Origin of the sequence: Butyrivibrio proteoclasticus B316 (assembly GCF_000145035.1) — a bacterium.
GTDB classification, from domain to species: domain Bacteria; phylum Bacillota; class Clostridia; order Lachnospirales; family Lachnospiraceae; genus Butyrivibrio; species Butyrivibrio proteoclasticus.
In genome coordinates this window covers 2,844,576-2,866,766 of sequence record NC_014387.1, presented here as the reverse complement: position 1 = coordinate 2,866,766, position 22,191 = coordinate 2,844,576, and the positions used below count along the sequence as shown (strand labels likewise).

Annotated in this window: 18 protein-coding genes, 1 pseudogene and 1 other annotated feature; of the genes and pseudogenes, 10 read left to right on the top strand and 9 right to left on the bottom strand. The window is 41.8% G+C overall.

Annotated features, from left to right (window positions below; translation table 11 throughout):
• The first annotated feature begins 240 nt into the window (after positions 1-240).
• From BPR_RS11850 to BPR_RS11825, 6 genes are all read left to right on the top strand, one after another.
• A complete protein-coding gene (locus tag BPR_RS11850) occupies positions 241-1,665 on the top strand; it encodes an ABC transporter substrate-binding protein (RefSeq protein ID WP_013281730.1) in 1,425 nt (474 codons plus the stop codon).
• A 108-nt stretch (positions 1,666-1,773) separates the two neighbouring features.
• A complete protein-coding gene (locus tag BPR_RS11845) occupies positions 1,774-2,691 on the top strand; it encodes a carbohydrate ABC transporter permease (protein WP_013281729.1) in 918 nt (305 codons plus the stop codon).
• A 3-nt stretch (positions 2,692-2,694) separates the two neighbouring features.
• On the top strand, positions 2,695-3,522 hold the full coding sequence (locus BPR_RS11840) for a carbohydrate ABC transporter permease (protein ID WP_013281728.1): 828 nt from the start codon (positions 2,695-2,697) through the stop codon (positions 3,520-3,522).
• Positions 3,523-3,708: 186 nt separating this feature from the next.
• A complete protein-coding gene (locus tag BPR_RS11835) occupies positions 3,709-5,319 on the top strand; it encodes an extracellular solute-binding protein (protein WP_013281727.1) in 1,611 nt (536 codons plus the stop codon).
• Positions 5,312-7,087 (top strand): sensor histidine kinase, encoded by a 1,776-nt coding sequence (locus tag BPR_RS11830; protein WP_242662165.1) that lies wholly within the window; start codon positions 5,312-5,314, stop codon positions 7,085-7,087. The genes BPR_RS11835 and BPR_RS11830 overlap by 8 nt, the downstream gene beginning before the upstream one ends.
• Positions 7,088-7,091: 4 nt before the next feature.
• Positions 7,092-8,552 carry a response regulator transcription factor gene (locus tag BPR_RS11825; protein ID WP_013281725.1) on the top strand — a complete coding sequence of 487 codons (1,461 nt, stop codon included), beginning with the start codon at positions 7,092-7,094 and terminating at the stop codon, positions 8,550-8,552.
• Between the two features lie 14 nt (positions 8,553-8,566).
• Here BPR_RS11825 and BPR_RS11820 read toward each other — a convergent pair whose 3' ends face one another.
• From BPR_RS11820 to BPR_RS21635, 7 genes and pseudogenes are all read right to left on the bottom strand, one after another.
• Entirely contained in the window at positions 8,567-9,115 is a 549-nt protein-coding gene (locus BPR_RS11820) for an ANTAR domain-containing response regulator (protein WP_013281724.1), read from the bottom strand.
• Positions 9,116-9,175: 60 nt separating this feature from the next.
• Entirely contained in the window at positions 9,176-10,510 is a 1,335-nt protein-coding gene (glnA, locus tag BPR_RS11815) for a type I glutamate--ammonia ligase (protein ID WP_013281723.1), read from the bottom strand.
• A gap of 161 nt (positions 10,511-10,671) precedes the next feature.
• Positions 10,672-11,301 (bottom strand): anthranilate synthase component II, encoded by a 630-nt coding sequence (locus BPR_RS11810; RefSeq protein ID WP_013281722.1) that lies wholly within the window; start codon positions 11,299-11,301, stop codon positions 10,672-10,674.
• A gap of 6 nt (positions 11,302-11,307) precedes the next feature.
• A complete protein-coding gene (gene trpE / locus BPR_RS11805) occupies positions 11,308-12,819 on the bottom strand; it encodes an anthranilate synthase component I (protein ID WP_013281721.1) in 1,512 nt (503 codons plus the stop codon).
• A gap of 91 nt (positions 12,820-12,910) precedes the next feature.
• Positions 12,911-13,206 (bottom strand) — a binding site (T-box leader).
• Positions 13,207-13,260: 54 nt separating this feature from the next.
• The gene (locus BPR_RS11800; RefSeq protein ID WP_013281720.1) at positions 13,261-14,352 is read right to left on the bottom strand and encodes a ribose-phosphate pyrophosphokinase; all 1,092 of its coding nucleotides are present in this window, start codon (positions 14,350-14,352) and stop codon (positions 13,261-13,263) included.
• Between the two features lie 82 nt (positions 14,353-14,434).
• Positions 14,435-14,836 (bottom strand): annotated as a pseudogene (gene tnpA, locus BPR_RS11795) (IS200/IS605 family transposase); the annotation flags it as partial.
• Positions 14,837-14,840: 4 nt separating this feature from the next.
• Complete coding sequence (locus BPR_RS21635; protein ID WP_167531170.1) at positions 14,841-14,975, bottom strand: DUF551 domain-containing protein; 135 nt, start codon at positions 14,973-14,975, stop codon at positions 14,841-14,843.
• 132 nt (positions 14,976-15,107) lie between these two features.
• Here BPR_RS21635 and BPR_RS11790 point away from each other — a divergent pair, with 132 nt between their 5' ends.
• The 3 genes from BPR_RS11790 (at position 15,108) to BPR_RS11780 (ending at position 19,463) form a co-directional block, all read left to right on the top strand.
• Positions 15,108-16,247, top strand: a complete 1,140-nt coding sequence (locus BPR_RS11790) for an RNA-guided endonuclease TnpB family protein (protein WP_013281718.1) — start codon at positions 15,108-15,110, stop codon at positions 16,245-16,247.
• 471 nt (positions 16,248-16,718) lie between these two features.
• A complete protein-coding gene (locus BPR_RS11785) occupies positions 16,719-17,933 on the top strand; it encodes an LL-diaminopimelate aminotransferase (protein WP_013281717.1) in 1,215 nt (404 codons plus the stop codon).
• 123 nt (positions 17,934-18,056) lie between these two features.
• Complete coding sequence (locus BPR_RS11780) at positions 18,057-19,463, top strand: carbon starvation CstA family protein (protein ID WP_013281716.1); 1,407 nt, start codon at positions 18,057-18,059, stop codon at positions 19,461-19,463.
• 106 nt (positions 19,464-19,569) lie between these two features.
• Here BPR_RS11780 and BPR_RS11775 read toward each other — a convergent pair whose 3' ends face one another.
• Both BPR_RS11775 and BPR_RS11770 read right to left on the bottom strand, forming a co-directional pair.
• A complete protein-coding gene (locus tag BPR_RS11775; RefSeq protein ID WP_013281715.1) occupies positions 19,570-20,214 on the bottom strand; it encodes a DUF4867 family protein in 645 nt (214 codons plus the stop codon).
• Between the two features lie 192 nt (positions 20,215-20,406).
• Positions 20,407-21,483: a glycosyltransferase family 2 protein gene (locus BPR_RS11770; RefSeq protein ID WP_013281714.1), complete on the bottom strand. Its 1,077-nt coding sequence runs from the start codon at positions 21,481-21,483 to the stop codon at positions 20,407-20,409.
• Positions 21,484-21,668: 185 nt separating this feature from the next.
• Between BPR_RS11770 and BPR_RS11765 the strand changes: the two genes are divergently transcribed.
• Positions 21,669-22,175: an acyl-CoA thioesterase gene (locus BPR_RS11765; RefSeq protein ID WP_013281713.1), complete on the top strand. Its 507-nt coding sequence runs from the start codon at positions 21,669-21,671 to the stop codon at positions 22,173-22,175.
• The last annotated feature ends 16 nt before the right edge of the window (positions 22,176-22,191 follow it).

Here is a 22,191-nt window from a genome sequence, read left to right as displayed (position 1 = left end):
GAATGTAAGAACCTGCTGACTGTTTTGAACAACGTTGAAAGGAGGCAGGTTCTTACAGTCGAATCTCCATGAATTACGACGCAGACGAAAACAAACATTTCTGACTGTTCATATTATGTACACCTGAAAAAATGACACCTAAATATAAAAGGTGTCATTTTTTTATGTCCTCCCCAAAACTAAAATAAGCTCATAACAAACAACCAATGAAGCCAATTGTAATTGGAGGGAGGAATAGTTATGAGATTTAAAAGAGTAATGGCAAGCGTTCTTGCCGGAGCTATGGCAATGTCACTTGTAGCTTGCGGAAGCGAAAGCGCAGCAACTACTGATTCAGGATCACAGGCAGCAGAAGAGACAGCTGCAGCTCCTGAAAACACAAATACAGAGTCTGTAGGAACAAGCGGAGAGAAGCTTGTTATCTGGACTTTGGCAAAAGACCTTCAGACCTTCGCTGAGAAGTATGTAGAAGATCATGATGTACAGATTGAGACAGTTGTTATTGAGCCTGCTGACTATGTAACAAAGGTTCAGACAGCACTTAATGGTGGACAGACAACACCTGATATCATCGTAGGCGAGCCTCAGATGCTTGAAGATTTCTACGATGCAGGATATTTTGAGGACCTTAATCAGGCTCCATACAATGCACAGGATTACGCAGATCAGATCGTTGATTATGTATGGGAAGTTGGACAGGATGCAGATGGCATTCAGAGAGCAATTTCTTATCAGATCACTCCTGCAGGTATCTACTACAGAAGAGATATCGCAGAAACAGTATTCGGCACAGATGATCCAGAGGAAGTAGGTAAGCTCTTTGCAGATTACCCAACAATCCTTGATACAGCACAGAAACTTAAAGACAATGGCTATCGTATCTTTGCTTCAGATGCAGAGATGGGATACTTCTCAGGAGACACAGCTTGGGTAGTTGATGGCAAGCTTAACCTTGACCAGGCGCGTCTTGACTATATGGATCTTGTTGTAGATCTTTATCAGAACGACCTTACAGCTTATGCTAACCAGTGGTCAACACCTTGGTATCAGGCTATGGCTGGCGAGGTACCTATCCTTACAGCAGCTGTTCAGAGTTATGCTGATGATTCAGTAAACGTATGGGATGCTGAGGCATTCGCAGAAGCTACTAAGGATCTTGACACAACACAGGTATTTGCATTTGGACTTCCAAGCTGGGGCGTACTTACTCTGAGAGACAATGTTGGTGAAACATCAGGCAAATGGGGCGTATGTTCAGGACCAGCTTACGGTTTTGGAGGGGGTACTTTCATCGGCATTTCAGCAATGTCAGAGCACAAAGACCTGGCTTGGGACTTCCTTAAATGGGTAACACTTGATGAGAACACAGCTGAGTGGTGGATTGAGAAATCAGAAGGTGACACAGTTTCACTTGTATCTGTTCTTGAGAAGCACAAAGATGATGCTAATGAAGTTTATGGCGGACAGCACCTTTACAGCTTCTGGCAGGAGCAGGCTGCAGGAATTGACTACTCTAAGGTAACTCGTTACGACAAGATCGTTAACGATGCTTGGGGACAGGCTTGCACAGCAGTTAAGACAGGCGAGGCAGACAAGGAAACAGCTATAAATGAGTTCTACGATGTAGTTGAATCTACATATCCGGAAATCCAGATAGAGCGCTAATCCTTAAACTTAATCTATATAAATTCGGGGCACTGCTACGAAAGCGGCAGCGCCCCGAAAAATATCTATGGACGAGCGTGCAACTGGTAATCAATTTGGGAGGAAAATATGGCAGCAGCAAGAACTAAAAAAAAGAACAGGAACAACGCAGCATATCTGTTTGTGCTCCCATTCATCATAGTTTTCCTGATCTTTAGTGTTTATCCTGTTTTCAGGACTTTATATCTTAGCTTTACTACCTACAAAGGTTACGGTGAACCTGAATTTACCGGACTTGCCAATTATATTAGAGTGGTAAAAGACAAGTTTTTCTGGCGTTCACTGTTTAATACAGTAAAAATGTGGTCTCTTAATATTGTACTGCAGCTTGGACTGGCATTTCTTTTGACCATAGTATTTAGTGACATCAAATATAAGATTCGCGGACTTGCTATTTTCCGTGCAGTTTATTATCTTCCAAACTTAATTGCAGCAACTTCTGTTGCATTCCTGTTCAAGACACTTCTTGACTGGAAATATGGAACAGTTAACCAGATCCTTCTTGCGAGCGGACTTGTTTCTGAGCAGATCAACTGGCTTGGACAAAGAACTACTGCTTGGGGAGTAATTTCTGTAATACAGGCCTGGATGTGGTTTGGTAACTCATTCATTATCCTTATGGCCGGAGTACAGGGAATTCCTAATGATTACTTTGAGGCAGCAGCTATCGACGGAGCAGGCAGATGGAAAGTATTCGGAAGTATTACACTTCCACTTCTTCGTCCGATTCTTTTATATGTAGCTGTAACATCACTTATTGGAGGTCTTCAGTTATTTGACCTGCCATTCCTTATGAATGGAGCAGGTGGCCCATCTACATCAGGTGATCCGGGCGGAACCCTTCAGACTGTAGTAATGTATCTGTACAAATTTGGATTTGAAACTCGTCAGGTTGGCTTTGCTTCAGCAATAGCGTACACCCTGTTCTTTATAATCTTGTTTATTTCTGTAATGGAATTTAAGTTCATTGGCGGAAAGGAGGATTAACAAGTGGCTAATAAGATTAAAAAGTTTATATTATATGTTCTCTTGATAGGACTTGCCCTGATGTGTATTCTTCCATTCTGGCTCATGATAGTGAACGCAACCAGATCAGGTGTTGAAATAACACATTCATTTTCCTTCCTGCCGGGCAAGAGCCTTAAGGACAACTGGGTAGTGTTATTTGATTATGTAAATCTTTTCAGAGGACTCTTTAACAGTGTTAAAGTGGCTCTCCCGGCAACTCTCCTTACAGCTTACTTTTCAGCCATAACAGCATTTGGAATGGCTATGTATGAGTGGAAGGGCAACAATCTTTTATTCAGAATAATTGTAATATTCATGATGATTCCCGGACAGTTGTCTCTCATTGGTTTCTATAACCTTTGTCAGAAACTGCACCTTATCGATTCATATATACCACTTATTATTCCGGCTATGGCATCACCGGGAATAGTGTTCTTCCTGCGTCAGTATGTTAAGGCGACACTTTCCAAGGCGCTTATGGAGGCGGCAAGAATTGACGGAGCATCTGAAATCCACATCTTCCATAGAATTGTGCTTCCTATCATGGCACCTGGTATTGCAACAATGTCGATCGGAGCATTTATTGGAAACTGGAATTCATACCTTGTTCCTTTGATCCTGTTAAATACACCTAAAAAGATGACTCTTCCTGTAATGATCTCTACTCTTAATGCAGCTACGGATCTTCAGAAGAATCAGGGAGCTATTTACCTTGGAGTTGCTATTTCCGTAATACCGATCATCATCGTATTCAGCTTTTGCTCCAAGTACATTATCAGCAGTATTTCCGCAGGTAGTGTAAAAGAATAATCTTAAGAAATAAAATATAATCTAAGATAGGTTTTTTACATAAAGAGCCTATCTTAGATTTTTCGTTTTCTTTTTCATTTTACAGTTTATTACTTTATCAGAATGACTTTCTATTATTGACGTAAAATGGTAATATTGATAAATTGGAAGTTTCAAATTTAATAGTATACAACAAGAGGTTATTTGATGAATAAACTGTTTCATAAGAGCCTGTTGCTCATAGGAGCCTTAGCTCTATCTCTTAGTGGATGCGGCGCTATGGAAAATGATGAGCAGGCTTCTGAGAACGCTGAAATTAATATTACAAGTATGCAGGGTGATGAAGTTACGCTTGACTGGTATATCAACTTCTCCTGGTTTAACACCAAGTGGGGTGATAATGCTGTGTCCAAAGAAATAACGAATAAGACAGGCGTCAATATAAACTTCATAACGCCACTTGGCAATGAAGAAGAAAAACTGAATTCGCTGATTGCTTCAGGAACGCTTCCTGATCTGATTACTCTGGGCTGGTGGGAGCCTCAGGTCAATGAGATGATACAGGGAGATATGGTTTATGCTCTGAATGCACTGGCTGATGAGTATGATCCTTATTTTTATGAGGTTACAGATCCCCAGGCAATTTCCTGGTATACCCAGCCGGATGGCAATGTTTATGGCTATCCATGTTCGTCTGTAACACCTGATGACGTGGCAAATAATGACAACATCGGCTCTAATCAGACCTTTCTTGTAAGAAAAGACATCTATGAAGCCATAGGAAGCCCTGATATGACTACCACAGAAGGGTTTGAAGCTGCAGTTAAAAAAGCTTACGAGATGTTTCCTGAAATAGATGGTAAGCCCCTTATACCTGTTGGTGCGCATATTTTTGACGATACGGGAAATGTTTCTTTTGATGCCTATCTTCAGAACTTCCTTGCTATTCCTTATGAGAAGGACGGAAGGCTATATGACAGAGACACCGATCCTGAGTATATTAAATGGCTCAAGATGTTCAGAAGGTTGGGAGAACAGGGATATCTTTCTACAGATCTTTTCATAGACCAGAGGGTTCAGATGGAGGAGAAGATCGCAGAGGGAAGGTATTTCTGCATGCTGTATCAGTATATCGATATGTCAGCCCAGCAGAAAGCTCTTTATGCCAAGGACCCGGACAGCATATATATAGCAGTGGATGGTCCCAAAAACAGGAATGGTGCTGATTATGTGCTCCCAACCAACACGGTAAGCGGATGGACTATAACCATGGTCAGTAAGAACTGTAAGAATCCTGACAGGGCAATAGAATTTATAGACTATATGCTCTCAGAAGAAGGGCAAAAGACGATCTATCTTGGTGTTGAGGGCATTACATACGATGTTATAGACGGAAAAGAAGTGGTGAAACCGGAAGTTCAAAAGCTCCTTGATACAGACAGAGGCCAGTACGATGCTTTGTATGGGGCAGATGATGCCTACTGGATGTTTCAGGATAATGTAATGCAGTTAAAGTGGAAACAGGAAACTACGGGACCAATAGACCAGCTTGAAAAATGGACTTATCCTTATGCTACATATACAGGAGTATATGACATTATTCTTCCTGCTGATACAGAGGATGCCTACACTAACGCAAGAATTCAGAAATTATGGAGCGAGACACTTCAAAACCTCCTCCTGGCCAAAAGTGAAAAAGAGTTTGATGAAATCCTTGAAAAATTTGTAACAGACAGAAATGCTATGGGATTTTCGCAGTTACAGGAAAAGAGATACAAGTATGTCGAAAGCGCAAAAGAAAAGCTTGGCATTGAGTAAAGGCCTAAAACTAAATACCAGACTGACCGGCGTTGTCCTTATTTTTGTAATGCTGCCGATAGCTATCCTTGGAGGTATTGTCTTTTACAATATGGAACAGTCCTCTATAAGGGAAAATGTCAGCTTCATGCAGGCAACTATGGAGAGACGAAGAGATAGCATCTCTAATAACATCGATTCTATCAACATGACAACACAGTTCTTTCTGACCAATGACACCATGAACAATGTGCTAATATGCGCCGCGCAGAACGGACAGTTCAGTACAAGACAGCTAATTGACATTTACAGAAATGACGTGGCAGCTCTTGAGAGACTTATCAATAACAACCCTGTTCTTCACGGAGTGCGATACTATGCCATCAATGATAACGTTCAGGAGATGATGCCTGTTTTATTTGGGCATAGTCGCATGAACAGGCAGAAATGGGCTGGAATGGCTTCAATTGGCGGTTGGTTTTTTGACTATCAGGACAATCTTTTTGCAGGTTATGAAGATTCTCCAATGATTGGCCTTATAACTCCTGTGACTGACAGACAGCACGGAAAAATAGGTGTGATAGAGGCCAACATGACTATGCGCACTATGTTTCCCTCTATGTATGAGGATATGAAGGGGGAAAGCAGCTGCTTTGTCACAGATGAGGGCAGGATAATCTATGGAAGCAATGAAGATGACAGCATTGCCGAGATTGCAATTGAGGTTGCCAATACTCTTCGCTCTGCTCAGGATACAGGTGAAACATCAAGGATTGCAACTAACTATAAAAAAGAAAAGAAGAGCGTCATATCAGGTATGTATATCCCTGAGCTTAAAGGAACGCTTGTATCTGTAGATGACATTTCAGAGAGCCTTAATGATGTCTATAAGCTAAGGACCAACTACATCATCGGAATGCTGATCATATTGGCAGGAATGGCCTTTGTAATAGATGTTGTGGTCAACCATGTGCTCAAGAAGTTTTATGAGGTTCTTGCGACTATCAGAAAGGTTAGAAGCGGAAACCTTGATGTCAGAACCATAGAAAGCGGAAGAGATGATGAGATGGGAGAACTTGCCCATCAGGTCAACAGGATGCTTGATAATATCCAGGAACTCATGAAGGAGAACATCAGCAGAGAGGTTCTGGTCAAAGATTCCCAGATCAGGGCTCTTCAGAATCAGATAAATGCACATTTTATTTACAATGTTTTGGAATCCATCAAGATGATGGCTGAGATCAAAGAGGATTACGATATTTCAGATGCCATAACAAGCCTTGGTAAACTTCTTAGATACAGTATGAAATGGACGTCTGATACAGTTATGGTCTCAGAGGAAATTGAGTATATCAAGAACTACATGGCACTTATTAACTTAAGGTTTGACTACGAGATATATCTTTCTCTGAATGTGCCTGATGAGATCATGAAGCAGAGGATTCCCAAGATGTCTCTGCAGCCGATAATAGAAAATGCCATTATCCACGGCATTGAAGAACTTGCAGATGACACCACGATCTATATGAAGGGAATACCTGAAGGTGACTTCTGTACTATAGAAATAACTGATAACGGGCGCGGAATGAATGATGAGGAACTGGATATACTCAGGAAAAAGATATCCGGAGAGATCAAGACTGAGGGCGGTTCAGGAAACGGAATCGGACTTAAGAATGTTCAGGACAGAATCCGCATGGAATATGGAGATAAATGCGGAATAGATGTAGCAACAATGGAAGGCTGCTACACCAAGGTTTACGTGAAAATACCGATGAAAAGAGGTTAAATACATGCAGACAGTACTGGTAGTTGAAGATGAAAAGTTGATCAGACAGGGAATATCCACCATGATAAAAAGATGCGGAGTCCCTGTTGATGAAGTAATAGAATGTGCCAACGGGCTTAAGGCCATGGAGGTTTTAAGGGACAAGCATGTAGATGTCATGTTTACCGATATCAGGATGCCCAAAATGAACGGAATAGAGCTTGTTAAGGAAATGCAGAGCCTTGAGGACACTCCAATCACAATCGCAGTAAGTGGTTATGATGACTTTTCCTATGCTGTAGAAATGATGAGGCAGGGCGTAAGGGAATATATTCTTAAGCCGGTCGAGAGAGATAAGCTAAGAGAAGTAATGGAGAAACTGGAAAAAGAGATAAGCCAGAGGAATGATGTTGCCCAGAAAACCGAAAAGCTTGGGAAAAGATTTCTCAAGTACATTTTGACTGATGGAAACGAGGACCATGAAGACCTTGATATTATTGGCAGGAGGATAAGGGCTGATATTGGCGAGGAGTATCACATTCTTGCCGCTATCAGAAATGACGACATACAAAAAGATCTGGCTGAGCTTACTCCTATCGCAGAGATAGATGGAACCGATGTCTTTATTATAGGTAACAGTAAAATGGCTGAAATCAGAAACAGGTTATCTGATGAAACTGAAGAAATTGTTTCAGCAGCCGGAATAAGTGATGGATATAATGACCCTAAAGACCTCAAAAAAGCCTATCTTCAGGCCAAAGAGAGAAGGGAAAAAGCTTTCTTTTCCGAGGAGATAGTTCTGTCAGATGATGACATTAAGGTTCCGGAGCCTTTATATGAAAATGGTAAAAAACTGTGTGATAAAACTGCAGTCAGTGCCAGAGTTCAGCTTACAGGTACAGAAAGAGCCGAAGCACTTGAAAAAGAGTGGAACGCCTTTTTTACAGCTGCCAGGAGACGACAGATAAAACCGGAAGATTTTGACAGTGCTATGAGTCTTTTTGTGCAGGAATACTCGAATGTGTATAAAAAAGATATCGGGGAAAGGGTTGGAAGACCCTATATTTACGGAACTCTGTCTGAGTATAAAGAGATTCTCTTTGAAACTGTTTTTGAGGAAAACAGCAGGCTCCTGGAGAGGGCAGGGGAGGGCCAGGCTGAGAAAAAAATGCAAAAGGCAGTTGAATATATCAGGAATAATTACAACACAGACATAAATATGGCCGTGGTATCTAATTATGTATCGATGAATTATTCACTGTTTTCCACAGCATTCAAGAATTATACAGGAATAAACTTTGTCTCTTATATCAGGGAACTCAGAATTGACGAAGCTAAACGCCTTCTCAAGGAAACAGATATGAGAGTTAATGAGATTGGACAGAAGGTTGGATACGACAATGACAAACACTTTATGAAGAACTTTAAGGAATTTGTTGGAGTATCACCTACTGAGTACCGCAGAAATACAGCAAATAATACATGATTATCGTGCAATACTCACATATTGCCAAGGGATAATACCATCTCGGCTGCTTCCACCATGTTGCAGCCGGACTCCATGGAGCATTTCTGAAGATACTTATGAGCTTCGGGCTCTGTCATATGATGCTTATCCATAAGAATTTCCTTGGCTTTATTTATGACCTGTTTATCAGCATCGCTTCTACTTAAGCGGTGCTGTTTTGCTTTCTGACGGGCTCTGGAAACTCCCTCCATCATCATACTGAGGGTGGAATAGAGATTTTCTTTGGTTACAGGTGTCGGAAGATAAATGAGGCGCGAATTATCGTTGCCTGCAGGAGATTTGTCAGCAGAAGCGATCATGAGCATTTGAAAGTATCCGGGCAAATCTTCAACAAGGTCGGAATAGAGCATGTCACTTAAGCGGTAGCCACATACAATGACACCGCTTCCAAGGTCCTCCATGGCGGAAAGCGCCTGCATGCCGGAAGTGACAGCTGTAATGTTGTCAAATCCGCCACGGAGCAATATGCTTTTGAATTTATGGGCATCTTCTGCCTTGGCAAAAGCAACGATAATATTCACAAATCCAACCTCAACAATCCTTGTTTTATATAAATAGTATTAGCCGGTACGGTTTCCTGATCAGAAATTATTGAGGTATTTATCAAGTTCCCACTTTGTCACGCAGGTGCGGAACTCTTTCCACTCAGCCTTCTTGGCTTCTATGATCTTGCGATAAACAGACTCGCTCAGAATCTCTTTGCCAAACTCATCAGCTTTAAAGGCTGTTATAGCTTCACCAAGAGTCATAGGAAGAACATCCACATTTGATGAACTTGTCTGGTCAAAAGAGATACTTCTGATATTCTCAGTCAGCTCAGCAGGAGGTGTGAGCTTTTTTTCAATGCCTTCAAGGCCGGCTGCAAGAATAAGAGCAATAGCAAGATATGGGTTGCAGGTTGCATCAGGGTTACGAACTTCAATTCTTGTAGCAGAGCTTTTTCTTGAAGGAATACGAATAAGAGCGCTTCTGCCGTTTGATGACTGGGACCAGGAGATATTAACAGGAGCATCATAGCCGGGAACTAGTCTCTTATAGGAGTTAACAATAGGATTTGTGATAAGAGTCATTCCTCTTGCATGAGAGAGTACTCCGGCGATGAAACTTCCGGCAGTCTCAGAAAGCTGCCCGTCTTTATCAACAAAAATATTCTCACCATCTGAATTTTCAGCAAGAAAACTCATATGCATTCCGGATCCGCTGATCCCTTCTACGGGCTTGGGCATAAAGGTGGCATAAAGACCGTGCTTTTTGGCAATCGTCTTAACTGCCATACGGAATGTCATGATCATGTCAGCAGCCCTTAGAGCATCTTCCTCTTCAAACTGGATCTCATGCTGGGCAGGGGCAATCTCGTGATGGGATGAAGAGATGTTAAAGCCCATTTCTTCTAAGTTCAGAATGATCTCTCTTCTGACATTTTCGCCCTGATCAAGCGGAGCTACATCAAAATAGCCGGCTCTTTCCTTGGTGGTAGCAGTTGGATTTCCATTGTCATCGTAGTCGAATAAAAAGAACTCAAGACGTGGGTTAACTTTAAAAGAGATACCCATATCTGCAGCCCTTTTTATGACATTGCCAAGGATTGATCTGGGGTCACCTGAAAAAGGCTTATTGTCTGAAGTGTAGACATTACAGAACATGCGGGCAACCTTACCTGCCTGAGGTCTCCAGGGATAAATCTCAAAGCTGTCAAGGTCAGGGTAGAGGTACATATCGCTTTCATCATCTCTGGTAAAACCATCAATTGAGATCCCGTCAAACATGCACTCATTACTCAGAGCTTTTTCAAGCTGGCTTGATGGAATGGCGATGTTCTTGGGAACACCAAACAGATCGCAGAACTGCAGTCTGATAAATGCAACATCTTCTTCCTCTACAATTCGGAAAATGTCTTCTCTTGTGTATTTGCTCATGATTTCCTCCTGTTTGTATGAATGAAAAAAGGTGCACAAAACAGTGGACAACACTGTTGTCGCTGCTTTGGCACCCTTGCCTTCTAAAATCATAATTAAACTTACTACAAACAATGTTAATTTTTTTGCCTGCTTGTGTCAACAAAAAAAGATTCATTTAGTCATAGTTTAATGAAGTTCTTGAGCATGGTTTTACCGTCCGGAGTAAGGATGGATTCAGGATGAAACTGAAGGCCGAAAATGGAATACTCCCGGTGTTGAACTGCCATTATCTCTCCATCATCAGTGGTTGATGTGACACTAAGGCACTCAGGAAGTGTGTCTGCGTCAAGAGAAAGAGAGTGATATCTTGCAACATCTCCCTCGCTTCCAAGTCCTGCAAAAATAGGGCAGGAGGAATCAAAGTGTACATGAGACTGCTTGCCGTGCATTAGCTCCTTGGCATAGGTTATTACGCCCCCATAGGAAGCACAGATTGCCTGATGCCCCAGACATACACCCAGGATTGGTATCTCTTTTCCCAGCTCTTTGACCACATCTATGATGATTCCGGCATCTTCAGGGCGACCGGGGCCCGGAGAAATAATTATCTTATCCGGTGAGAGCCTTCGGATTTCTTCGATTGTAAGTTCGTCATTTCGGATCACTTTGAGGATATCTTCTGCAGGCAAATTATTCCGGGATACTGAGTCTTTTTGCTGATCAGGGTCCTTGGAATTATAAACAATGTCGCCTACCATCTGGTATAGGTTATATGAAAAACTGTCGTAGTTATCTATTAGTAGTATCATGCCTGTTTACCTGCCTTTCTCATCTGCCATAGTGTTCTCAAGAGCAGTAAGAGCTGCCTTTGCCTTATTTATGCATTCCTCATATTCTTTTTCCGGGTTAGAATCTGCGACTATTCCTGCGCCGCTTCTTACAAAGACTTTGCCGTTTTTCTTGTAGAGAAGCCTTATGGCTATGCAGGCATCCATGTTTCCTGAAAAATCAATGTATCCGATAGCACCTCCGTAGACGCCGCGCTTATTGCCCTCGAGAGCCCCAATAAGCTGGCAGGCGCGGATTTTGGGAGCTCCTGAAAGAGTTCCTGCTGGAAGCACGGCTTCTATTGCATCAAGAGCATCCCTGTCATCTCTGATGATCCCTCGAACGGTAGAGCCGATATGCATAACGTGGGAGAACCTTTCGATAGAATGAAGCTTTTCAACTTCTACAGTCCCAAATTTACTGATCTTACCAAGATCATTTCTTCCAAGGTCAACGAGCATGTTGTGCTCAGCCAGCTCCTTTTCATCGGCAAGAAGCTCTTTTTCCAAGGCTATATCTTCAGCTTCTGTAGTTCCTCTTTTTCGTGTTCCTGCAAGAGGAAAGGTGTGGAGGACACCATCTTCAAGTTTTACCAGCGTTTCGGGAGATGCACCTGCAATCTCAACATCTGTCCCTGAAAAATAAAACATGTAGGGCGAAGGGTTGATAGTGCGAAGCCTTCTGTATGTTTCAAAGAGACTTCCTTCATAATCCGCTGTCAGATAGTTGGAGAGTACGATCTGGAAAATATCACCCTCGAAGATATGCTTTTTAGCGCGGATAACCATGTCAGAGTAGGTTTCCTTGTCAAACAAAGGCTTTATAGGGCTGAGTAACTTCCCTTTGGGCTCTATTTGTTTCTCTCCGTATATGAGGAGATCTTTTATCTTATTAAGCTCTGAAACAGCTTCATTATAGTTATCTTCAAGTGTACTGAAGCTTACATCTGAAGCTGAACCTGCAGCGTTTGAATTCAAATTCATGTTGGCGATGAGGATTATCCTTTGCGTTACATTGTCAAAAACAATGACCTTGTCGAATAGCATAAGATCCACATCTTTGAATTCCTCTGTGTCGTTGACGCTTACCTTGGCAGTCGGTTCTGAATAAGTCAGATAATCATAGGAAAAATAACCTACAAGACCTCCTGTAAAGGTTGGAAGAGTGGAAAGCTTAGGACTTCTGTGACTGTGCATGATATCTCTGATATGAGCAGATGGGTCTTTAGTGTCAAAAGAACTGTCACCTATCTTCATATGTCCGTTAATGCATGTGATTTCAAGCTTAGGGTCATATCCAAGAAAGGTATACCTGCCCCATTTCTCATCTGCCTGGGCTGATTCGAGCATATAGCAGTGAGTGGATGCCTTTTTGAGCTTTCGCATGACTTCAATTGGTGTTATGAAGTCGGAGAGAAGAGTGCAGCTTACAGGAACAATATCGTAATTGCCGCTTGCTGCATAAGTTTTGATCGTGTCTAAATCCGGATAAAATGTCATGTCTGCCTCCCTGAGAATAAAATGTTCGTTTCTATCCAGGACGGAATTACCTTATCATATAAAAAAGTCCCTGACAGAAACATAAGTTTCTATCAAGGACGAAAATTATCAGATATTCCGCGGTGCCACCTTGAATTCATAGGATTACCTATGCTCTTATCAGGGTACTAGTACACCACACAATGATTATCGTACGATACTCACAGGATACCAACATACCCCTGGCAACTGACGTATGCCTTCACGTCGCCATATACTCTGCAGTACAAACTGCATTTCCCTGCGCCCTCAGGAGTCCATTCCCAGATCACTATCCTACCGCTTCCCAGCAACACGGCTCTCTCTGAGGCATCATGAAAAGGTACTCCTCTCCTTCATTGGTTTAACGTGCTATTTAATTAAATCCACTTTACTATATCCGCGAATCCATTGTCAACAATTTCATACGGATTTATAGTTGCGGATGGTTTCGCGGATTCGTTTTTCGGGTTTGACGAGGGGCTGCATTGGTTCGTGTTTGTTGAGGGTGTCGATGATGGCAGCGATGTAGCGGTTCATGTTTATGCTGTAATAGTATTCTTTTTCGAGGAGCTCTTTTTTCTGGTAAACCAGGTTGGTGGTGAAGATCCTGTCAAAGAGGCCCTCTTCGTAGGCTTTGTCCAGCTTGGCAAAACCGTTAGTGAAAAGTCCAAAGGTTGAGAAGATAAAGATCCTTCTGGCTCCGCGTTCTTTTATCTGCCTGCAGACATCTACGATGCTGCCTCCGGAAGCAATCATGTCATCCACAACGATCGCATCCATTCCATCCAGGTCTCCACCGCAGAAATCATGGGCAATGATAGGATTGACACCATCTATGATATTGGCGTAATCACGCCTCTTGTAGAACATACCGATGTTGACGCCATATACTGAAGCCAAAAAGACTACACGTTCTGTGGCTCCTTCGTCGGGAGCTATGAACATAAGATGATCTGAGTCAATCTGAATATCTTCATATTCCGTCAGAAGCCCCTGAGTGAACTGAAGAGCAGGAGATACATTCTCAAGCCCCATAAGCGGAAGTACATTGGACATTCTCGGGTCGTGAGCATCGAAGGTCACTATACTGTTAACACCCATGAATTCAAGCTCTTTGAGCATGATTGCACAGTCAAGAGATTCCCTGCCGGTTTTGCGATGCTGTCTTGATTCATACAGAAACGGCATGACAACAGTGATCCTTGAAGCCTTGCCATTGCAGGCCGCAATGATTCTCTTTAAATCCTGATAGTGATCATCCGGAGACATGCGATTATATTCGCCGTCCATTTTGTAGCGAAGAGAACTGTTGCAGACATCCACCATGATGTAGAGATCTTTATCACGTATGGATTCTGAGATTATCCCCTTTGCTTCGCCGCTGCTAAATCTTGGACATTTGCAGGAAATCATAAAATTGTCGGCATTTCGCCATTTGCACAGGATTTCATTTACTTTTTTACCCTGTTCATGGAAAGATTCAAGTGCGATAATAGCAAGGTTATTTTTCATAAATATAATCCTTTCGGTTGTCGTAGGCGGAAACCCACTGCCCTTGGGCGGTGGGAGGAGCCGTGTAAATTCGTAGCCATTGACCTTGACTTTCTATGTACTTCTGTATGGTGGCTGATGATACTTCACCTATGCTACAAGCAAAGTATCCGTCAGACCAAAAGATTCTCTTCTTCCAATACTGCTTAGACAGAAAGTTTGGATATTTTTGCCACAGATAGTATGTGGTCTGCTGTTTAATAAGTTTTACAATGTCGCAAACTCTGTCCGTAGTATCATAGCTTATAAGAAAATGTATATGGTCTTTATCAGTTTCCATAGCAATAATGCTGTACCTTTTGGAATTACTGATATCGTATATTTTCTGTTTCACATCGTCGGCAATAGTACCTCTGAGCAGTTGCTTACGATACTTTGTAACGAGAACTATATGTACTTTTAGACTGTACTTACGTCTATTTTGACGATTGTATCTGTTATCCATACCGTTATTTCTCTGGAGGCGCAGGATACGGCATCCAGTGTGTGATTGTTCCATTCATCCAGTAATCTTGATATTCAAAGCGGGAAGTGATGATATGTTGGTCACTATGGAATGGGTCATCATAGGTATGATATGCCAAGACCAACTCTCAGCTATTTGGCATTTTATCTGATACTTTAATCCATTTATCCATGCTAAAATCTCCTATAGATGATTGATTTTCACTAAAAATTATTATATCATATGCTTAGTGAAAAAACGAGGTTAACTTATGGAACAAATGACAGTTACGGCTAAAATACAGATATCCGTTAATACAGAAAGTAAGGTTTTACTTGATGAAACCATGTATGTTTATTCTGATGCCTGCAATTATGTATCTGACTATGTGTTCCGTACTCACGACCTAAAGCAGTTCTCACTTAACAAGGCTTTGTATTCTACACTCCGAGAAGAGTTTGGACTTAAATCTCAGATGGCTCAGTCCGTATTTAAGACTGTCATTGCAAGATATAAGACCATTCTTGAAAATCAGAAAGAGTGGATTCAGCCATCTTTCAAGAAGCCACAGTATGACCTTGTATGGAACAGGGATTATTCCCTTACACAAAGCTGTTTTTCGGTTAATACACTGAATGGTCGTGTGAAACTTCCTTATTTTGCTGAAGGTATGTCTAAGTATTTTGACCATACAATCTATAAGTTTGGCACGGCTAAACTCGTAAACAAGCATGGTAAGTATTTTTTACATATCCCCGTTACTTATGATATCGAGGAATGCAATATCTCCGATATCTGTAATGTTGTTGGCATCGACAGAGGTATTAACTTTGTTGCTTCCACTTATGATAGTAAGCACAAGTCTGGTTTTGTAAGCGGTAAAGCCATCAAGCAGAAACGTGCAAGCTATGTCAAACTTCGTAAGGAACTCCAAATGCGTCAGACACCATCATCAAGACGTAGACTCAAAGCTATCGGTCAGCGAGAAAACCGTTGGATGCAGGATGTAAACCATCAAGTATCAAAGGCACTCGTTGAGAACAATCCGAAGCATACACTCTTTGTCCTTGAAGATTTGTCGGGCGTTCGCAATGCTACAGAGCGTGTCAGAGCCAAAGACCGCTATGTGTCTGTTTCTTGGTCTTTCTATGACCTTGAGCAGAAACTCTCCTACAAGGCTAAACAGAATCAGTCTATCGTTATTAAGGTTAATCCTCGCTATACAAGTCAGTGCTGCCCTGTATGTGGGCACATTGAAAAAGCTAACCGTGACAAGAAGATACATCTGTTCACCTGTAAGAACTGTGGCTATAAGTCTAACGATGACCGCATTGGAGCTATGAATCTGTACCGTATGGGAATCAATTATCTTGAAGATAGTCAAGTACCTGATACAGTTACGGCAGAGTAAATCTTTGTCGTAAGGGGCGGTGTCAACCGTCCCATGATGCGACCCCACGGAAGTTCCACCGACAAAATGTAGGAGTTGTTAAAACGAACTACAGGGGAGTCGCAAGCCACGTACCTTTAGGTGTGTGGTAGTTGACAGGTAAATCTCCCTTAAATGATATAAAAAAGTATTTTTTCACATATGATATACGAATTACTCCATAACTTCGTTATTTTCGTAATTCTAAAAATATTCGGAAATCGCTAATTTACTTCGTAAATTGCTAATTCCTCATATTTGTTCGGGTCATAAAGTCAAAATGCTTAACATGCAAGCATGTACGCATTTATGACTTTTGACACCTATATCATATTATTATATCTTCTTGACAGCAAAAAATACATGGAATACAATCTATTTTGATTAAGACAAGGGCGTCTTAGAGAATATTCTCTAAGGCGCCTTTGTGCGTTTGGGAAGGAGCAAAAGAAAATGGCAACTGTAAATAAGAATTACCTTAGGCTTCAGGGAAGTTATCTTTTTTCCAGGATCGGAGAGAAGGTTAGAAACTTCCAGAGCGAGAATCCTGATAAAAAAGTTATAAGGCTTGGCATTGGCGATGTTACAAGGCCTATTGCACCTGCAATAATAACAGCACTTCATAGTGCAGTAGACGAAATGGGACAGGAGAGCAGCTTTAAAGGCTATGCGCCTGATCTTGGCTATGAGTTTCTTAGAAACGCCATTGCTGAGAATGATTTCAAGGCAAGAGGCTGTGACATATCTCCGGATGAAATCTTTGTTTCTGACGGAGCTAAGGGAGATTGCAGCAATATCCAGGAAATATTTGGAAGTGACAATAAGATTGCCGTCTGCGATCCGGTTTACCCTGTGTATGTTGATTCAAATGTTATGGCCGGCAGAACCGGAGAGTATGACGATATTACAGAAGGTTACAAGGACGTTATCTACATGCCATGTACCAGAGAAAATGGTTTTGCACCAGACCTTCCAAGCCAGGTGCCTGATCTTATCTATCTCTGCTTTCCGAATAATCCGACAGGTGCTGTTATCACCAAAGAGAGACTTCAGGAGTGGGTTGACTATGCCAGAAAGAACGGCTCTATAATCCTATATGATGCAGCTTATGAGTCCTTTATTACTGAGGAAGGTATTCCTCATAGCATTTATGAGTGTGAGGGGGCAAAAGAGTGCGCAATTGAATTCAGGTCTTTTTCCAAGACCGCAGGATTTACAGGACTTCGCCTGGGCTTTACAGTAATTCCCAAAGAACTTACAGCTGGCGGAGAAAAGCTCTGGCCGCTGTGGGCAAGGCGCCATGGTACCAAGTACAACGGAGCACCTTACATCATTCAGAAGGCAGGAGAAGCCTGCTATTCACAGGAAGGCAGAGCACAGATCAAGGAGCAGGTTGCATATTATCTTGAAAATGCCAAATACATCTATGATGGCCTTAAGAGCGCAGGCTATGAAGTGTATGGCGGAGTAAATGCACCATATATCTGGCTCCGTACTCCTGGCAACATGACAAGCTGGGAATTCTTCGATCAGCTTCTTGAGAAGGTAAACGTAGTTGGAACACCCGGTTCAGGTTTTGGCCCTCATGGTGAACACTATTTTAGACTCACGGCTTTTGGAAGCAGAGAAAACACAATTGAGGCAATTGAAAGAATACGTAACATATAATTATTGATGCTGAGAATAGAAAAGGGATTTTTTTGACATAAAAAAAGCAGAATTATAAAATATAATTAACGAAATAGCGAACGCTCATTTAAAAACCAAAAGCGAAAATGGGGGGATTAAATAGTGATATCGTTAATTGTATCTTTTATTGTTCTTATTGTCGGTTATCTTACCTATGGAAAATTAGTCGAGAAGATTTTTTGTCCGGATAACAGGAAAACTCCTGCTTATGTGTTTAATGATGGAGTTGACTATGTTCCCCTTAAAACGGGTAAGGCATTTTTGATACAGCTGCTTAACATAGCAGGTACAGGCCCTATCTTTGGCGCGATAATGGGAGCGTGCTTTGGACCTGTTGTATTTTTGTGGATAATATTTGGATCAATTCTCGCAGGTGCCGTACATGATTTTATGGTAGGCATGATATCTGAGAGAAATGAAGGTAAATCGATAGCCGAATTATCCGGCATCTACCTTGGACAAAAAGTTAAGTGGGGGATGAGGGTATTCTCTGTCCTTTTGCTACTACTCACCGGAACAGTATTTGTAACCAGTCCTGCGGCTCTAATTGCAAGGCTTACTCCTGACAGCCTCGGAGTGACCTTTTGGATCGTTGTTATCCTGATGTATTATGTGCTTGCCACGCTTCTGCCAATCGATAAGATAATTGGTAAACTATATCCAGTATTTGGTGTGGTCCTGATACTGATGGCTGTGGGAATCGTGGCAGGAATAATCATAGGCGGATATCAGATTCCTGAAATAAGACTTGAAAACCTCCATCCCGAGGGACTTCCAATATGGCCATATATGTTTATTACCGTTGCCTGTGGTGCCATCTCGGGCTTTCATGCAACTCAATCTCCTATGATCTCTAAGTGCATATCTTCAGAGCATGACGGTAGAAGGGTTTTCTACGGAGCGATGTTAACAGAATCCGTTATCGCCCTTATCTGGGCAGCGGGTGGAGTTGCTTTCTATGGAACTTCGCAAGTACTAAATGACGCAATAAGTTCAATGGGACAATCCGGAGTTGTCTATGATATTTCAACAGGTATGCTTGGGGGAGTTGGAGGAGTTCTGGCTATAGTCGGTGTTATCGCCTGTCCTATCACATCTGGCGATACGGCATTTAGAAGTGCAAGACTGATCCTTAGTGAAATCACGGGACTTGAGCAAAAGCCCATAGCGAACCGCCTTATTATAACGCTTCCTCTTCTGGGCGTAGGAGCGCTTCTAACTCAACTTGATTTTAATGTTCTATGGAGATATTTTTCCTGGAGTAATCAGACCCTCGCAATGATCAGTCTGTGGGTAGCTACAGCTTATTTGTTAAAAGAGTCCAAGAATAAATACCATAGCCTCATCACAGCAGTACCCGCTGTATTCATGTCTGCGGTCAGCGTAACATATATCCTGATCGCAAAAGAGGGCTTTGGTATAAGCATTCACATCGCCTACTGGATAGGTATCGCCTTGGCGGCACTTTGTGCAGTAATCTATTCCATCATATTGCTTAAAAAAAGATAATAAAAATCCCCCACGGTTATTGCAAGCCGTGGGGGTTATCATTATAGGAATATGTTGCATAAAAGCAACCGCGCTCGGCACGAGAATGTCGCTTGCGACATTCGTTTTATGCGAGGTCTTCTGCGATGTCGATGTTTTTGCCTGTGATGCCGACCCAAGCACCGTCCTTGGCTTCGTTTGCTTCTGCGTGAGCAAGGAGCCACTTGTTGGTTGCTGTGAGCATGCGGTCTTCCTGGTTGCGAGCTTCGAATTCAGGCTTACCTACGTTAGTTCCCTTAGGAAGTCCTACGAGAACCTGGAAGCCGCTGTCCTTGTGAGCCTGACATGGAGCATAGTGAAGAGCTGTTGCGTAAACTTCGATCATTGTTCCTGCAGGGCAGAAGAAAGCCTTAACCTTGCTGGAATCAAGCTTGTAATCAACGATTTCTTCTCTCTTGGCAAGAAGCAGAATGAAGTCTGTTGAACCAAGGTTAATTTCTGATGAACGATGATACTCAAGACAGTTGAGCTTGGTGTTGTGTCCGTTACACCATCCAAACTGCATAGGTGATCCGCCAAAGAGGCTGTTTGTAATGGAAGTAGCAGCATCGAGAGACTGAAGAGCAGGCTCCTCAGCTACATAATCTGTTCCCTCAGGAATAGGAGTGCTAGTCTTAAGTGCCTCTGCGATAGCCTTCTTTTCCTCTTCGTAACCTTCAATGATCCTGCCGTAATTTGTAAATTCAGGATCTGTAACATTATATATTTTCATACCCTTCTCCTTTCAAACTGCATAAGCGCAGCTTTCATATCAATTTAGTTATCATCTAGTAGCTATGATAGTTCTAAATCCCCATTTTTTCCTATCATTTGATAGCCATTTCTTTTCAAAAGTTGCTCTATAATCACAGTTCCAATAGATATGCAAAGATAATTATAAAACTGTGCTGCAAATGAGTAGTATTTACGAATTAGTTTTTTTATCGTAGGCATTTATTATAGCCTTGGAAATATTTACAGCTGCTGCATTTGGATGCTTCATACAGAAATATAGAAGCTTGTTTGCTTTGGAACTAACAGTAATTTTGGTTTCCAACACTTTTTTCCTGATATCTTCTCGCATAAAGATATTTCGAACTCTTTTTACAGTATCCGGATTCTGACAACGGAGCTCATTTTTAAGAGATAAAAAGAGCATTTGTACATATTCTCTGTCCATCTGAGCTTCTCCGTTGGATATGCCCTTTATTTTTAATATTTCTCTATATGTTTTGTCAGTGAGCTCAAGGTTTGCCATAAGCCCTGTATCATAGCTGTGGACTATAGATTCTCCAACAGATCTGTAATGATAGAAATAACTTCCCTCCATGATGACAAGCCTATGACAGTCACACAGGCAGGGGAGCATGATGTTAACATCCTCTGACATTCTTATTTTAGGGTTACAGTACTGAATATTTTCAAGGACGAGCTGCCTTGAAATCAGCTTCATACATCTGGACATTGTTACAGGACGGATTTCTTCTCCAAGAAGACGAAATCTGATAATATCGAGCCCTTTTTCTGTGTATTCACCTGGCGCAAGTGTCTGGGTTTCCTTTCGGCGCTCATTTGTTTTTTCCACAATGTAGTTACTTGAAATAATTTCTGACATGACAAAATAGTCTTTGCCGGCCTCGGACATATCGCCATCTTTTTCATAACGGAAGAGGGTTGTCTTTTTATACAGAGCTTCATACATATCTGTATCAACCCAGTCGTCGCTGTCTACATAGCTGACATAAGGAGCTTGGGCTTCTTTGGTGCCGCATATCCAGGCGGACATGAGACCACCGTTTTCTTTGTGGATAACGCGTACACGGCTATCTTTTGCCGCATAGTCATCGCACATCTGAGGGCTTATATTATCTGTTGAGCCGTCATCTACGAGAATGACCTCTATATCTGACATGGTCTGGTCCAAAACTGAACGAACGCATTCATCCAGATATTTGGCTTTATTGTAAACGGGAATGATAATGCTGATTTTGGGTGTATTCATACTAACTCCAATAATCCAATAGTTTTTTCGTACATAATCATATCATATCTTGATCAAGCTAACCATTGCGGAAACAGGGCAAAATCCTGTAAAATAATGGTATATAATTCATGATTTTGAATTATTCCGACCGAAAGGGCAGGATCACATAGTGATCGTGCCAATACTATTTAGGAGGTATGGGGATGGGCAAGGTATTTCATGTAGATAAACAGATTGCCAAAAAGAATGTTGAGGACTCCATCACAGAATGGACCAAGGTTGTCAAATATGATGACATAAACGCGGAGAACAGACTGTTTGGCGGAAGGCTTATGGAATGGATAGACGAGGTGGCAGGAACAGTTGCCATCAGACATTCCGGAAATCCTATTGCAACTGCAGCAATCGATAACATGCAGTTCAAACAGGGAGCAGTCCTTGGTGATGTGCTTGTCATGATCGGAAAAATTACATATGTTGGAAAAACTTCTATGGAGGTTAGAGTAGATACTTATGTTGAGGATGTCAGAACAGGTATGAGACACGTTCTGAACAGGGCATATCTCACAGAAGTTTGCATTGATGATGACGGAACACCTGCAATAGTTCCTTACGGACTTAATGTTCGTACAGAGAGTGAGAAGGCGGAGTGGGAAGGCGCCATTAAGAGAAGAGAACTTCGTAAACAGCGCAGAATGGAAGGCTTTTAATTATTTATAACCAGAT

What these genes read in the sequence shown, in the direction of transcription:
- trpE (WP_013281721.1), bottom strand. Translation starts at nt 12,819, where the DNA reads ATGACATTTTATCCGGATTTAGACACGATCAAAACTTATGCAGCAAGC.
- BPR_RS11775 (WP_013281715.1), bottom strand. Translation starts at nt 20,214, where the DNA reads ATGAAAATATATAATGTTACAGATCCTGAATTTACAAATTACGGCAGG.
- BPR_RS11800 (WP_013281720.1), bottom strand. Translation starts at nt 14,352, where the DNA reads ATGAAAAATAACCTTGCTATTATCGCACTTGAATCTTTCCATGAACAG.
- BPR_RS11765 (WP_013281713.1), top strand. Translation starts at nt 21,669, where the DNA reads ATGGGCAAGGTATTTCATGTAGATAAACAGATTGCCAAAAAGAATGTT.
- BPR_RS11825 (WP_013281725.1), top strand. Translation starts at nt 7,092, where the DNA reads ATGCAGACAGTACTGGTAGTTGAAGATGAAAAGTTGATCAGACAGGGA.
- BPR_RS11785 (WP_013281717.1), top strand. Translation starts at nt 16,719, where the DNA reads ATGGCAACTGTAAATAAGAATTACCTTAGGCTTCAGGGAAGTTATCTT.
- BPR_RS11790 (WP_013281718.1), top strand. Translation starts at nt 15,108, where the DNA reads ATGGAACAAATGACAGTTACGGCTAAAATACAGATATCCGTTAATACA.
- glnA (WP_013281723.1), bottom strand. Translation starts at nt 10,510, where the DNA reads ATGAGCAAATACACAAGAGAAGACATTTTCCGAATTGTAGAGGAAGAA.
- BPR_RS11835 (WP_013281727.1), top strand. Translation starts at nt 3,709, where the DNA reads ATGAATAAACTGTTTCATAAGAGCCTGTTGCTCATAGGAGCCTTAGCT.
- BPR_RS11850 (WP_013281730.1), top strand. Translation starts at nt 241, where the DNA reads ATGAGATTTAAAAGAGTAATGGCAAGCGTTCTTGCCGGAGCTATGGCA.
- BPR_RS11810 (WP_013281722.1), bottom strand. Translation starts at nt 11,301, where the DNA reads ATGATACTACTAATAGATAACTACGACAGTTTTTCATATAACCTATAC.
- BPR_RS11845 (WP_013281729.1), top strand. Translation starts at nt 1,774, where the DNA reads ATGGCAGCAGCAAGAACTAAAAAAAAGAACAGGAACAACGCAGCATAT.
- BPR_RS11770 (WP_013281714.1), bottom strand. Translation starts at nt 21,483, where the DNA reads ATGAATACACCCAAAATCAGCATTATCATTCCCGTTTACAATAAAGCC.